Below are 13916 nucleotides of genomic sequence, written 5' to 3'. Positions count from 1 at the left end.
TATTCACCTATGCTGATTCATCTACCCATAATTCACATTGTGCTATAACCTTTTCCAAGGCAAATTTCATTTCACTTGGAGGATAATCATATTTTTTAAGCAGTCTCTTAACTGTTCTTCTCATGTTAGCTCTTGCAGATTCCTTTTTCTGCCAATCAATAGTTCTGTTTCTTCTTAATGACTCCGTCAATTCCTGAGTGATCTTAATCAAGGTTTCATCGTCATAGAACTCGTGAATGTTTTCCGGAAGTGCAATTACATTGTAAAATGCCAGTTCCTCTTCTGTCAATCCCAATTCTTCTCCCTCATTGTGTGCATCACGCAGAAGTTGTGCGATTCTCATCAATTCCTCAATCACTTCATCATTTGTGATGTGACCATTAACATAACTGTTCATGGTTTGTTTCAAAAGCTCCGAGAATTCCTCTGATTTGACAATATTGGTACGAGTATAACCTTTTACTTGATCGCTAAGCAATTTTTCCAAAAGGGAAATTGTTAAATTGGACGATTCCATTGCACGAACCTTATCTAAAAATTCAGGATCAAACAATGACACCTCATCACTGACATTGATTACATTGATTACACCTGTGCTTTTAATTGACTGGTTGAGGAGTTTTGTAATTTGAGCGTTAATTTCATGAATTGACAATTTCTTATCTGAGGATACCTTAACAAGAACTGTTCTGACGGCTTCAAAGAATGCCGCTTCAAATCTTTCCTTTTCTGTTGCTCTGCTTCTGCATAATGAAAGCCATTTTTTCAATAGCAACGCTTCTTTCAGGTATGATTTTTTAGTTTCTTCACGGGACAAGTCTTCCATGAAGTTTACACCATTGGATATGACTTTTGATCTTTCCAAATCACTGTCGCCAAAGAATTTGGAATAGTCAAATCCATGGAATAAGTCCTGACATATTTCAAGTTTTTCCTGGAAATTAGGATACGCGATCTTGTCAACATTCATATCACCGTAGTTCTTGTTGTCCCTTTCTGTGTATTCACTCATCGCCTTTTTAAGGTCTGATGCTATTCCAATATAGTCAACTACAAGCCCACCTTCCTTATCCTTGAACACCCTGTTGACACGAGCAATGGCTTGCATTAAGTTGTGGCCCTGCATTGGCTTGTATATATACATTGTTGCAAGAGAAGGCACGTCAAATCCTGTAAGCCACATATCAACTACAATAGCTATTTTCATTGGATCTTCATCATCCTTAAACTTGTTTTCAAGCTGTTTTTTATATGATTTATCCCCAATAATGTCATGCCATTCCTCAGGGTCCTTATTGGAACCACTCATTACCACTTTCACTTTTTCATCCCAATTAGGACGAAGCTCCAATATCTTCTCATACATCTTAATGGCGATTGACCTTGAATATGCAACAATCATTGCCTTACCGGTCAGTTCCTGTGCACGATTATCTTCATAGTGATTAACAATATCCTGACAGATATCAGAAATTATTTCTGGAGCTCCAAGCAAGGATTCCATTCTACTGAGTTCCCTTTTACTTCTTTCAATATTATGTTCCTCTGCTTCTTCCCTTAACTCCCAATATTTTTGATCGATTTGGTCGAGAACTGTTTCATCAAGGCCAATTTCAGCAATACGACTTTCATAACTTATAGGTACTGTCGCTCCATCCTCTACTGACTGTGTCATGTCATAAATGTCAATGTAATTTCCAAACACTTCCCGAGTGCTTCTATCTGATTTGGAGATTGGTGTTCCTGTAAAACCGATGTAGGTTGCATTTGGAAGCGCATTACGGATTTTTCTTGCCGCCCCAATCTTGACTTCACCAGTTTCAGGGTCAACTTTTTCCTCAAGACCATACTGGCTTCTGTGTGCCTCATCAGATATTACAATGACATCACTCCTGTCAGTTAATGATTCATCATAATCATCGAACTTTTGCATGGTTGTGAAGAATATTCCATTGGCTTTTCTGTCATTTAGCAGTTCCTTTAGGTTTTTCATACTTGTTGCTTGTTTTGGAGTTTGCCTTAAAAAGTCACTGCACTTGGCAAATTGGGAATATAGCTGATCATCCAAGTCATTACGGTCAGTTATTACAACAAATGTCGGACTTTCAAGTCTTTGCTGGAGCTTGTTTACATAAAATACCATGGACAGACTCTTACCACTTCCCTGAGTGTGCCAGAACACTCCTGCCTTATGGTCACTGTTGATTGCCTTGACAGTTGACTCAACAGCCTTGTTAACAGCGAAGTATTGATGGTATGCACCTAAAATCTTAACCTTATTTGTTGAATCATTTGAAAATGTGATGAAATTCCTCAAAATATCTACAAATCTGTTTTTTTCAAAAATTCCTTCAAAAAATGTTGTGAAATCAGCCCATTGTGTTGACTCATAGCTTCCATCAGTTGTTTTCCATTCCATGAACCTGTCCTCATTAGCAGTAATGGTTCCCGCCTTTGAAAGGGACATGTCACTCATTACACAGAATGCGTTATAGTTGAAAAGTACAGGGATTACCTGCATGTATTTTTTCAATTGAGTGTATGCCTCAGATGTGTCCGTATCTTCTCTTGATGGAGATTTCAACTCACAAACCACTAATGGAAAACCATTAATGAATACAACAACATCTGGAATTTTCATTTCCAGATCAACAACTGTCCACTGGTTGATGACTGTAAAAAGATTGTTGTCCATATTATCATAATCAACCAGCCTGACATGAGTGGATTCCTCCTTTCCGTCACTCCAATAGGTTACATTGATTCCATTTTGAAGATATTCCATGAACTTATTGTTTTTATCTTCAAGAGAACCAATGCCAAAATCTTGAATGGTTTCAATGGCCTTATCAACAGCATTTCTGTCCAATGATCTGTTGATCCTATACAAATTATCCAAATCAGGCACAAATAATGGATTTTTATAGTCCCTGTCAACTTCCGGACCATAATAATAAGTATAGCCTAAGTCTTGAAACAATTCCATAATGGATTTTTCATATGCTTCTTCATTATAAATTGAAATATTAACCAACTCCAAACAATATTACAAGTTAATGACAATATTCATTTAATAATAATTTTATAACAGGCATATATTAAATTTAATCCATAAACGAGAATTTAACCTAAAAAAAGAAGAAATGAAGATTTAATAAAAATACTATTAAACCATATTCATATAGCATCATTGCCAAGTAATCCATAAGAATTACATTCTATATGTGAAACAATATCAATGAGGAAATGTGTATTTAACACAAATCCCATCAAAACTCCTTAAAAAACACCTGTGCCTTGAAAGGAGTGTAACCGTCAATCAATGGAAAGGCCTCAAAACCCTTATCAAGAGTCTGTGTCTGGTTTATCACATTACCATTTCCGTCCCGATAAAACACAATCTCCTTGAGAATCACCGTATGGTGAGGATCAATATCCTCCTCGCCATCCCCCACATACCAGTGGACTATGTGGACACCTTTTGAGTACTGCACGTTGTCCCTGTGCTCGGCAAAACAGATAACAGAATCCCCGCCAGCCAATTCAGTTGCCTTATCCTTAAAATGCTCACCGTCACTTACATTCACAACATCAAAGCTAACATCAGAAACACCGAAGGGCGCAACCGCACTGACCACACCCAATGACATCAAAAACAATAATACTATTAATACTTTCCTCATCATTTCACATCCCTGTACCAAACTGTGGCCCTGTAAGGTGAGTATCCCTTAACAGCCTTTACCTTAATCCACGTGCCGTAATCCACCTTGCTTGAGGTCTTTGTAATCACCTTGCCGGTTGCCTTATTCTTGAAGTAGAACTTTGCCTTCACAAGCTTTGTGTGAGCAAAATCATAGCCCAACTCAGCATATACCCCATTCTTGTACTGTGCGTCCTTGGTCACATATATCGAATAGAGGTGGTCTCCGTTTTTAAGCCTCTTGTGAGGAAACTCGTCTGTCGGATCGTCAATCCTGATTTTAACCTTATGAAGACCCCTTTTCAAAATCACAACGGAAAACTTGCGTGTCTCCTTGATTTTGGGATTGTAGGCGGTAATTCTGTGCTTGCCCCAACCCAGATTCAGCTTGAGCTTGACGTAACCTTCAGAATCGGTCCTGAGCCTATAGTTCTTGCCCTTGATTTTGAAGGTGACCATTTTCTTTACAAGACTTTTTCCCTTGGAGTCGACAAACTTGAACTTGAACTTTTTGCTTTTCTCATTGGAGTACTTAACAAGCTTTTCGCTTTTCATGATGGTTGACTTTACCTTGACGGTATTGTAGGCGCTCCAGAAGCCCCTGCCGTCATCGCTTTCGATGTATGTTTCAACCTCATGGCTTCCCACCTTGTAGTTGATCGGGAAATACACGTTGCCATATGAATTGGTTGGCTTTTCCCTGTACTTTCCGCACCACTGGCCGAATGATACCTGGACTCCCTTCAGGGAATTGTAGTCATCATCATATACCGTTACCTTGAACCTGGTATCCCTGTCCCCGTAGTACTTGACCACGTCACGGGTGACAACGACATCATCCTCATACTGTCTGACGCCGTCCTCATAGTAGTAGGTCTTTTCTAAAACCTCATCGTCCGTTTTTTCAAGTGGAGTATCTTCACCCACAGAAAGTGAAGTCTGGTTGTCCCGGGCACTTACTGAAGCCATCAGAAGAAAAAACAGAACCCCCATTATAAGCAGATATCTCACCTTCATAATTATTATATTGTATGCAAGTTGTATTAATTGTTAACGAAATTGGAAATGTATTCCCCGATGCTGCGATGCAAACCACACCATATGCAATTTGTGATTAAAAAGATATAAAGTATTACTAATATATATTCATCTAGAGGTGAACTGATGGACGAATACTGTACAAATTGTGGCACAAAGATTAAAAACAAAGCCAAGTTCTGTCCGGAATGTGGAGAAAGTCTAGAAAATGATACAGATTTATTCTGTCCGGAATGCAGAAGCGAAATTGATGCTGATGAGGAATTCTGCAGCAAATGCGGGAAACGTCTCAAGCCCAAAACCGCTTCACTCAAAAAAGAGCACAAGATAATAATTGTCGCCTTAGGTATTGTTATAATAGCTCTTGTGGGATTGCTTTTAAGCGGAGCACTTACAGGCAGCGATGTGCCTCTTGGAACCAAGGATTTCGGAGGAATCAGCATGCTTGTTCCTGTCGGGTCCGACTTTGTTGAGAGCAATAGCCTGCCGGATTATGGTGTCGGAGGATTCATAATGTACAAGAATACCGGGAAATATGCCCATGACGCATTCTCGATTACATTTTCAACAACAATCGGCAAAGGCGCACCGTCATCCTTTACACTTGACAGGCAGGATGGGGACATCACCATCTACAGGGCCACCAATGGTGAAGACGGCCTTTACATGATTCGTGAGGTCGGAGGAATAAAAGTCGACATAATCGGAGGAAACGAGGAAGTTATGAAAAAGATGTTGAATTCAGTTGAGATAAGTTCAACATACAGCATAGATTAGAGGGATTTTATGGATGAATACTGTACTGAATGCGGTGCGAAACTTAAGGAGAATGCCCAATTCTGCTCCAAATGCGGAAATAGAATAAACAGTCACCTGTGCCCGAACTGCGGAGAAAACATAGAGGGAAGTGAAAACTTCTGTGAAAGCTGCGGATGGAGACTGACTGAAAAGGAAAGCGTTCTCAAAAACAGGAAACTGCTCATAATACCTGTTGTGATTATCGTTGTGATTGTTACACTTTTTGTGGGCCAGGCAATTGTCAATCATACCGTTGAAAAGCAGTCAGTGAGTGTTGAAGACATCATACTTCGCATACCTGCGGATTTCAAATTGAATAATGCAAAAAGCGACAATGAGACATTATCCGAGGTCAACAAGTACTGGGACACCCCTGACGGAAAATATATCCAGGTCATGATTGTGCCGATTTCAAGCAACGATGACGGAGACGTCCTAATAGCAAGCCTTGGAGGTACCAAAGAAACAAGATATGACCGGGACGGGTATCTGAACAGATTTGAAGATGGAGGAGCCGCATTTTCATATAATGAGGGCAAACAAAATGTTTATATAATGGTTTCCGAAGAAAATCTCCTAAACCAGATAGACATACCCCAATGAGTAACCGTTTAAAAAAAACCATCACCACAATCTTTTTTTAGATCATGGCAACGGATTTTGCTAAAATCAGATTTCAAATTACACCTTGATTCTATCCTTATACCAAACCATAGCCTTGTAAGGTGAGTATCCGTTAATCATATTTACCTTGATTGCACTGTTTTTCGCATCGGTTGAGGTCCTTGTAATCACCTTGCCTGTTGATTTGCTTTTAAAGTAGAACTTTGCCTTCACAACCTTTGTGTGCTTATAATCATATTCCATATGGACATAGACTCCCTTATCATACTGCATATTCCTGGTTGAATATACAGAACATAACACATCACCGTTTTTAAGCCGTTTGGTGGGAAACAGGTATGTAGGATCGTCAATCCGGATATTTACCCTATGAAGTCCCTTTTTCAAAATCACAACAGAAAACTTGCGTGTCTCCTTGCTTTTTGGATTGTAGGCGATAATCCTGTGCTTGCCCCAACCCAGATTCAGCTTGAGCTTGATGTAACCCTCCGAATCAGTACGAAGCTTATATGTCTTGCCCTTAATCTTGAACTTGACCTGTGTCTTTACAAGGCTTTTTCCCTTGGAATCGACAAACTTGAACTTGAATTTCTTGTTTTTCTCATTGGAGTACTTAACAAGCTTACCTGTTTTGATGGTTGATTTCACCTTGACGGTATTGTAGGCGCTCCAGTAGCCGCTGCCGTCATCGCTTTCGATGTATGTTTCAACCTCATGGCTTCCCACCTTGTAGTTGATCGGGAAATACACATTACCATATGAATTAGTTGTCCTTTCCTTATATTTTCCTCCAAACTTTCCGAATGACACATAGACCCCCTCCAAAGGATAGTAGTCGTCGTCATATACCGTTACCTTGAACTTGGTATCCTTATCCCCATAGTACTTGACCACATTACGGGTTACGACGGTGTCATCCTCATACTCCTCGCCGTCCTCATAGTAATAGGTCTTTTCTAAAACCTCATCGTCTGTTTTTTCAAGTGGAGTATCTTCACTTACAGAAAGTGCAGTCTGGTTGTCCTGGGCACTTACCGAAGCCATCAGAAGAAAAAACAGAAACCCCATTATAAGCAGATATCTAGTCTTCATAATAGTATATTGTGCCCAAGTTGTATTAATGATTAGCGAAATTTATTTTTTACAGGCCGAAAATCCCAGCTGTCAAGAAAAATTAGCAACTTCCCCACGTACAATTTGTGATTAAAAAGATTATAAGCAAGTAACATTAAATATTTAATCAACGGCAATACCCCAGATTATTGTCAATGGGAGAGATATAAATGAACAAGACTAACTTAAAAATAGGAATATTTTTCATGCTACTTCTATTTTTGTTGATCGGAGCCGTTTCAGCCAGTGATGATATCAATGATACGCTCAGCACCGATTCAAACACCAATGAAATAACCGGCGAAACGGATGTCTCATCAGCCAATGATACAACTGCAGTCAATGAAGACGACACAAAAACAACCCCAACCCCTGTTTTAAAAAAACAAACAAAGATTAAAGGCAAGCCTGTAAGTGGCAAGCAAGGGAAAAAAGTTAAATTGACTGCTTTTGTCAAACAGACAGACGGCAAGGCGATAAAAAATTCCAAAGTGACCTTTAAATTTAGTGGAAAGACATACAAAACCAAGACCGATAATAATGGAAAGGCCAGCATAACTGTTAAGCTTCCTAAGGCGAAATATTTCAAAACAATTAAAAGCAAAAAAGGAAGCATATTGACCGTTAAAAAAGTTTTTAAAACAATACGTACATGTACCGTCCAGTTTGCAGGATCCAAGACATATAAGGCAAGTTCCACCAGTTTCAAAGTAACTTCCAATAAAAAATCCATTGTTAAAAAATACAGGCACAAGAACTACAGGTATGTAACAGTGCCTTTCAAATCAGGACAGCATCAATACAACCGTGGATCCATTGCGGTGATTACCAACGATGCAGTGGAGGAGGACACACACGGCATCATTATTGCAGCCGGAAACAAGAAAACAAGAACCATTATTCCAATTTCAACAAAACTTCACTCAAAGTATCCTAACGGAAAATGGTACTGGGACAACACCTGGGAGGAAAGCAGCGACTACAATGGAGTTCAAATGGTCGTCTATTACTACAACATGGCTCCGGTTAATAAAATCAAAATCAGATACAAATCCCCTCATTATGAACGCATCAGATAAAGAACAAGTCACTGCAACCTAGCGGTCCTTGAAAGCATGAAAAAGTGAAAATTACCTCAAAGGGAGAATTGAAACCCTCCCCATTTTTTTTATTTTTTAAAATTAAACAATTTATTTTACAATTTAAACCAATAATAATCTTTTTTACTGATTTTAATGTGCAAGTAGGCACTTACATCTTAAAATCAAAAAATAACCCCAATACAATGGCTAATACCTTTAATTGATCAATATAAAAAAATTCCTTGAAACTGCCAGTTTATCCAAATTTTAACAGATTAATGAGTTTAATACTATTTGAATCATGAATATCATAATCGATCTTTTTTAAATCCTCGACCTTTCGTTCAAGTTCTTTATTTTCCCCATACAATCTTTTTACCTTCTTATCCATCGCATGAAATTCAATTTCCAAATATTCCCCTTTAAAGTCATCATAGGAATTACATGCATAAAGTAAAATAATTTTTCTCAATTCCTCATTAGAAAATCTGTTATTATTCCATAACTCACAGTCGTCCAACTCTTTTTTTACGGAATTAAAATAAGTTTCATCATCGTTTATTAATAAAGTATGAAAAACGTTTGAAATATAAAAAAACTCCAAATCCTTTTTATATTCCTTTAAAATATCAGGTTTCCTGCCAAAAATTTCAGTGAAAATGGTATAGGCCTCAACATCATTATTTGAATTAAAATTATCCAGACGGTTAATCAGATTCAACTTATAAGCGTCAAGAATGGAATTTAATCCGTTGGATTCTAAAATTTCAAAAGTTTTCTTATAATGAATCATATAATGTCGTTTTTTAATGGTCGTATTAATCCGATTTTTACCAGGTTCCGGAGCCATATAACCATACAACACAACGGGAACCCCATAAATAACATCAATTTTTGATAAAAATTCAGCAAAAAAAACCGGATCCTGACCTCTTAATAAATCGGGAAATCTTATATTATTCTCTTCAATGACATCCCGTTTAAATAAGTTTTTATAAAATGACCATGGAATTCCATATTCATCAGGACGAATATTACAGTACTCATCAAAACAAATGTATTTGTTTTCACAATTAGGATTTTTATTTGTTATTTCACGTTGAGGATTAATATTAACCAGATTGGCGCTAACCATATCCGCATTATTTTTCACAGCCACATCATACATTATTTCCAATGCATGTTTATCAACATATAAATCATCAGAATCTAAAAATGCAATGTATTCTCCTGTTGCATGATTTAATCCATTATTTCTAGCACTTCCAGACCCATTATTTTCTTGAGAGTAAACCTTAATGAAATCATGTTTTAATGAAAATTCATTTAAGATATCTAGAGAGGAATCGGTTGAACCGTCATTAACACAGATCAATTCCAAATCTTTAAAGGTTTGTGCATCAACACTTTCAATTGATTCCTTTAAATAATCTTCATCATTAAAAACCGGCATTATCACTGAAATTTTCACCATAAACTCACCTAGACTTTAACCAAATCCTGGGCATTCTAAAAATTCGGGTATATCTCCAACCTTTCGAATTGAGAATTTCATTATTAGATTTCCTCAAATAATCTATTTCCTTATCCCGGTTTGAGTTTTCTTTTTCAAAATAGGAAATCCGCTTTTTTGAATCATAAATCTTAACAGCATATAAAAATTCTTTATAGCTTCTTGACTCTAGCAATGTATTAAAAATCAATTTCGACCTGAAACTAACCTCATTAATAAAAACATCATCATGTTCATATTCATCAATATGCTTTTGAAAATCGTCTTTAAGCAGCTTATAAAATTCTTTTTTATCCTCTTCGCGTACCGCCTCAAATCTTGAATGAGCACTCCTCATTTTCTTTTCAATGAATTCCCTTTTAAAAATGTTATAAACACTGTTTTCCTTTAGCAAATCTATGATTTTATTAATAATTTGAATACTGTCTGCAAATTTTATTGTGTAGGTAGTGGTTATGGAATTTTGACAAACACGATGATAATATAAATATTTATCTAAATAAAATATTTTTTCGGATTTTAATAAAGCCTTCCAAAAAAACAGATTATCCTCAAAAATTAATCCTTCAGGAAAATCTGATATCTGAAATAACTTCTTTTTTAAAGAATTTGCCCTGAGCAGTTACTGCAACATCAGCAATCTTGTCCCCAACATCCCTATAATTAAATAACTTATTTTTATAATCTTTCAAACAATCCATTTCATAATAATCTGATTCATAAAATTCATCAGTACCATCATCAAAATTTATTAATTTGAAAATGATAAAATCCGGATCATATTTAACAGAAAGATCATACAATTCTTTTAATGCATTTAAATCCAGATAACCATCGGAATCAATAAAATAAACAAATTCCCCTTTAGATAGTTCTATACCCCGATTTCTTGCTGCTGAAAGACCGGAGTTATTCTGATTAAAAATTTGTATTCTTGAATCCGCTTTTGCATATTTTTCCAGTATATCAATTGAAGCATCTGTTGAACCATCATTAATACAAATAATCTCAATATCCTTCAATGTTTGATTAATAATGCTGTCCAGACATTCTTCAAGATAGTTTTCAACATTATAAACTGGAATTACAACTGAGACCTTAACCATTTTCACTCAAACCCTGTCAATTAGCATTATTAAATTAATTTATTTAATATCAATTATGGAAATTTGATAAATTTCATGCAAGAAATTTATATTTTTAATTAAAAATTAACGGTAAAATATAATTTACACCCTTAATTATAACCCATACATTATTTATGACTTATATTATATTTAAATTTTTATAAAAACAATTATTTCTCCGATTAAAGAAAAATCATTGAATTTAACGATTATTTGAAAAAATAGGAAAAAAATAATTTTTAATCAAATTTTTTAATAAACTTTTGATTTTATCCACCAGTCTGAAAACTTTAATGATATATTCTCATTAACTCCATCATATTTGTTCATTAATTATCTGCTTTGAACCACTCCGGCTTGAAGAAGCCGGAAAATTCCTACACAATAAAGTTAAAACAAAAAAAAGATAAAAAAAGGGTTTAATCTATGCATCAGCATAGGCTAAACCGACAGCCCTGTACATGAACAGGAGTATGAACGGCACTCCAACAAAGATGCCTATGAAAACTCCTATATAAGGTATGAGTCCGATAACTACGATGACAAGTGCCAAAAGCACTGCAATTATATAAATTACAATCAGTGAAACTATAATATTCAGGATTCCCACTTTTCGCATGTCCTTGATTATTTCCCTGAATCTCAGACCTTCAGTTCCGCTTCCGGTTTTTGCATATCTCACGATTGCTGTAAATGAAAGCAGTGAAAATATTACAAAGAGGACAATTCCAATGACCAAGGTAACGGTCAGGGCATTGTTGAATGTGGCAATTGAGTCTTTAGGAATTGCGGCCATTATCGCAGTGGCATTTTCCGCACCCTTTTCCATGGCCTTAACGCCTGCATTTACCATGGTGGTGAGTGAGGAAAACAGTCCGCTTGCGGAAGCGACGACTATTGTAATTACAAGAGGTATGAGGAAATAGATTATCTCCAGAATCATCGCCTTGATACCCAGGATGAAATGTTTCACATAATCCAAATCGGGAAGTGTGGCCTCACCCTCGGTTCCGCCTTTAAGGACTTCAATCAAGTATCCTAAAACTACAAATGAAACAATTAAAGTTATAAGAGTTAAAACGAGGTTTAAAGTATCATTATTAACACCATATGACGGCAGAATTGATGATAAGCTCATTATAACAATTAAAGCACAGAATATTAAAAATTTTCGATTGTCAACAATGGGATATCTTATAGCATCCCTTATAATATCACGCAAATCCATTTTTATCACATTACCTAACTCATTTACATATATATTTTTAGATAATACTATTTAAAATTTTTATTGCTAAACAGATAGTGACAAATACTGATTTTCACTGAAAAATATGGCATAATTACAATAATCTTAATATATGGGGAGTGATAAAAGATATTAGTATAGGGGCAGATTATGAACAAAAAAATAGTCACATTGATACTTGTCATGCTGGTTTCATTTTCATTTCTAAGCATTGTGGTAGCAGACAATGCCACACATGATGCCAACACCGGAGCCGACGACAGCTCATCAGACACTCCGGATAAAAAAGATGATTCTTCAGACAAGAGCGATGCAGCGGATAAGAATACGGATAAAGACAAGAAGTCCGACAAGGATAAAACGGACAGCAAAGATAAAACCGATGATAAATCCAAACATAACTACATCAAGGCTAGAGGACATGGAAATGACATCAAATTTAGCGACGGATTTAGAGGATTCAGACTTGACTATTCAAAATCCCCTGCAAGCAGTGGCGATGAATTCAAACATGTCTCTGCTTCAAGGGCTCCGAATGCCAACACACTCAAGCTTGCCGTAGTCGAATGCTACAGACACGACATGGACGGAAGTGTAGGAAACATACTGTCCGATTTCATAAAAAGCGGATCATCCTCTTCAAAGGTAGGAAAAGCGGTTGCAAGTTCAAGTGAATTTATAGGCGACACCGCAGTCGTCATGGTGGACAACAAGACTGAAGCAGTATTTAATTTTGAAGTTTTGAAATCCGTTTCAGGAAATGAGTCAGACTATTTTGCATATACATTATCATTCAGAACCATTGACCATATCATTGTCCCAATCAACCAGACTGACACAAACGAAAGCGGTCCGGAAAGCTTTACAAACAATACAACCATACCTACAGTAGCCCTAAATCAGACCGGAGGAAATGAAACAAACGGCACATTCTTTGATGACCTGCAGGGTTATTTTGATTCCGTTCTAAATTCAATCTATGACGCATGGAAACCTATCATTGACTCAATTACAGGTTTCGCCCTATCCCTTGCCGGAGGTATCGAATGGATAGGAAACATGTTCAACGGATTTATGGACCAGATTCAGCAGCTGATAGATGGTCTGAACAGATTTACAGAATTGCTCGGAACCATATGGACGGAACTTTCAGGATTCCTGAAATTCTTTGCGATTATTCTGACCTCAATTGAGCAGCTCCTAAACTTAATCCTGTCCGCACTGAATTTCATCATAGGACTTCTCCAGACAATCATATCCCTTATACAGTATATCATCGGACTGATACTGAGCATAATAAACTTCGTCATGGGACTCATAAGCCAGATTATAGGAATGATTACCGACTTGATAAATGCAATCATTTCATTCCTCACCAATTTAATCAATCAGATCGGTGCACTGATTAACGCGATTATAGACTTCCTTACAAAGGCCGGAAGTTACCTGGTTGATGTCCTTGCAAATGCGGCAATCATAATATGCGCATTCATAGTCGTTACCGTTGCAACATTTGTTTACGACAGGTCAAAACAACCTTAATCTTCTCTTATTTTTTTATTATATCCTATCTGTACAGACGGCATTTAACGCGTCAATAACGCTTCATCAATATTTTAAAAATAGTCATCGATAATAATTAACAGTCAACCTAAAACCTGTCGTTTAA

General features: G+C 36.6%; 12 protein-coding genes. 4 read left to right on the top strand and 8 right to left on the bottom strand.

Features of this window, described 5'->3' with window-relative positions; all coding sequences use genetic code 11:
- Positions 1 to 7: 7 nt before the first annotated feature.
- The 3 genes from QZV03_RS07290 to QZV03_RS07280 all read right to left on the bottom strand — a co-directional run bounded on the left by QZV03_RS07290 (position 8) and on the right by QZV03_RS07280 (position 4375).
- The gene (locus QZV03_RS07290) at positions 8 to 3034 is read right to left on the bottom strand and encodes a type I restriction endonuclease subunit R (protein WP_296875382.1); all 3027 of its coding nucleotides are present in this window, start codon (positions 3032 to 3034) and stop codon (positions 8 to 10) included.
- A gap of 235 nt (positions 3035 to 3269) precedes the next feature.
- Entirely contained in the window at positions 3270 to 3686 is a 417-nt protein-coding gene (locus tag QZV03_RS07285) for a hypothetical protein (protein WP_296875380.1), read from the bottom strand.
- Entirely contained in the window at positions 3683 to 4375 is a 693-nt protein-coding gene (locus tag QZV03_RS07280) for a hypothetical protein (RefSeq protein ID WP_296875379.1), read from the bottom strand. Before QZV03_RS07280 ends, QZV03_RS07285 begins: the two co-directional genes overlap by 4 nt.
- Positions 4376 to 4867: 492 nt before the next feature.
- Between QZV03_RS07280 and QZV03_RS07275 the strand changes: the two genes are divergently transcribed.
- Together QZV03_RS07275 and QZV03_RS07270 are read left to right on the top strand one after the other, a co-directional pair.
- Positions 4868 to 5518, top strand: coding sequence for a zinc ribbon domain-containing protein (locus QZV03_RS07275; protein ID WP_296875377.1), 651 nt, complete (start codon positions 4868 to 4870; stop codon positions 5516 to 5518).
- Positions 5519 to 5527: 9 nt separating this feature from the next.
- Positions 5528 to 6142, top strand: coding sequence for a zinc ribbon domain-containing protein (locus tag QZV03_RS07270; protein WP_296875375.1), 615 nt, complete (start codon positions 5528 to 5530; stop codon positions 6140 to 6142).
- Positions 6143 to 6220: 78 nt separating this feature from the next.
- Here QZV03_RS07270 and QZV03_RS07265 read toward each other — a convergent pair whose 3' ends face one another.
- The gene (locus QZV03_RS07265) at positions 6221 to 7207 is read right to left on the bottom strand and encodes a hypothetical protein (protein ID WP_296875374.1); all 987 of its coding nucleotides are present in this window, start codon (positions 7205 to 7207) and stop codon (positions 6221 to 6223) included.
- Between the two features lie 239 nt (positions 7208 to 7446).
- Between QZV03_RS07265 and QZV03_RS07260 the strand changes: the two genes are divergently transcribed.
- Positions 7447 to 8355, top strand: a complete 909-nt coding sequence (locus tag QZV03_RS07260) for a hypothetical protein (RefSeq protein ID WP_296875372.1) — start codon at positions 7447 to 7449, stop codon at positions 8353 to 8355.
- Between the two features lie 259 nt (positions 8356 to 8614).
- On the opposite strand, the gene QZV03_RS07255 is transcribed toward QZV03_RS07260, so the two are convergent.
- The 4 genes from QZV03_RS07255 to QZV03_RS07240 all read right to left on the bottom strand — a co-directional run bounded on the left by QZV03_RS07255 (position 8615) and on the right by QZV03_RS07240 (position 12226).
- Positions 8615 to 9832 (bottom strand): glycosyltransferase family 2 protein, encoded by a 1218-nt coding sequence (locus QZV03_RS07255; protein WP_296875370.1) that lies wholly within the window; start codon positions 9830 to 9832, stop codon positions 8615 to 8617.
- 4 nt (positions 9833 to 9836) lie between these two features.
- On the bottom strand, positions 9837 to 10265 hold the full coding sequence (locus tag QZV03_RS07250) for a hypothetical protein (protein WP_296875368.1): 429 nt from the start codon (positions 10263 to 10265) through the stop codon (positions 9837 to 9839).
- 172 nt (positions 10266 to 10437) lie between these two features.
- Positions 10438 to 10977, bottom strand: a complete 540-nt coding sequence (locus QZV03_RS07245) for a glycosyltransferase family 2 protein (protein ID WP_296875366.1) — start codon at positions 10975 to 10977, stop codon at positions 10438 to 10440.
- A 445-nt stretch (positions 10978 to 11422) separates the two neighbouring features.
- A complete protein-coding gene (locus tag QZV03_RS07240) occupies positions 11423 to 12226 on the bottom strand; it encodes a DUF4013 domain-containing protein (protein ID WP_296875364.1) in 804 nt (267 codons plus the stop codon).
- Between the two features lie 171 nt (positions 12227 to 12397).
- On the opposite strand from QZV03_RS07240, the gene QZV03_RS07235 reads away from it, so the two are divergent.
- Positions 12398 to 13789 (top strand): hypothetical protein, encoded by a 1392-nt coding sequence (locus QZV03_RS07235; RefSeq protein ID WP_296875362.1) that lies wholly within the window; start codon positions 12398 to 12400, stop codon positions 13787 to 13789.
- The last annotated feature ends 127 nt before the right edge of the window (positions 13790 to 13916 follow it).

It is taken from the genome of uncultured Methanobrevibacter sp. (genome assembly GCF_902788255.1).
Lineage (GTDB): Archaea > Methanobacteriota > Methanobacteria > Methanobacteriales > Methanobacteriaceae > Methanocatella.
This window is presented reverse-complemented; position numbering and strand designations above follow the sequence as displayed.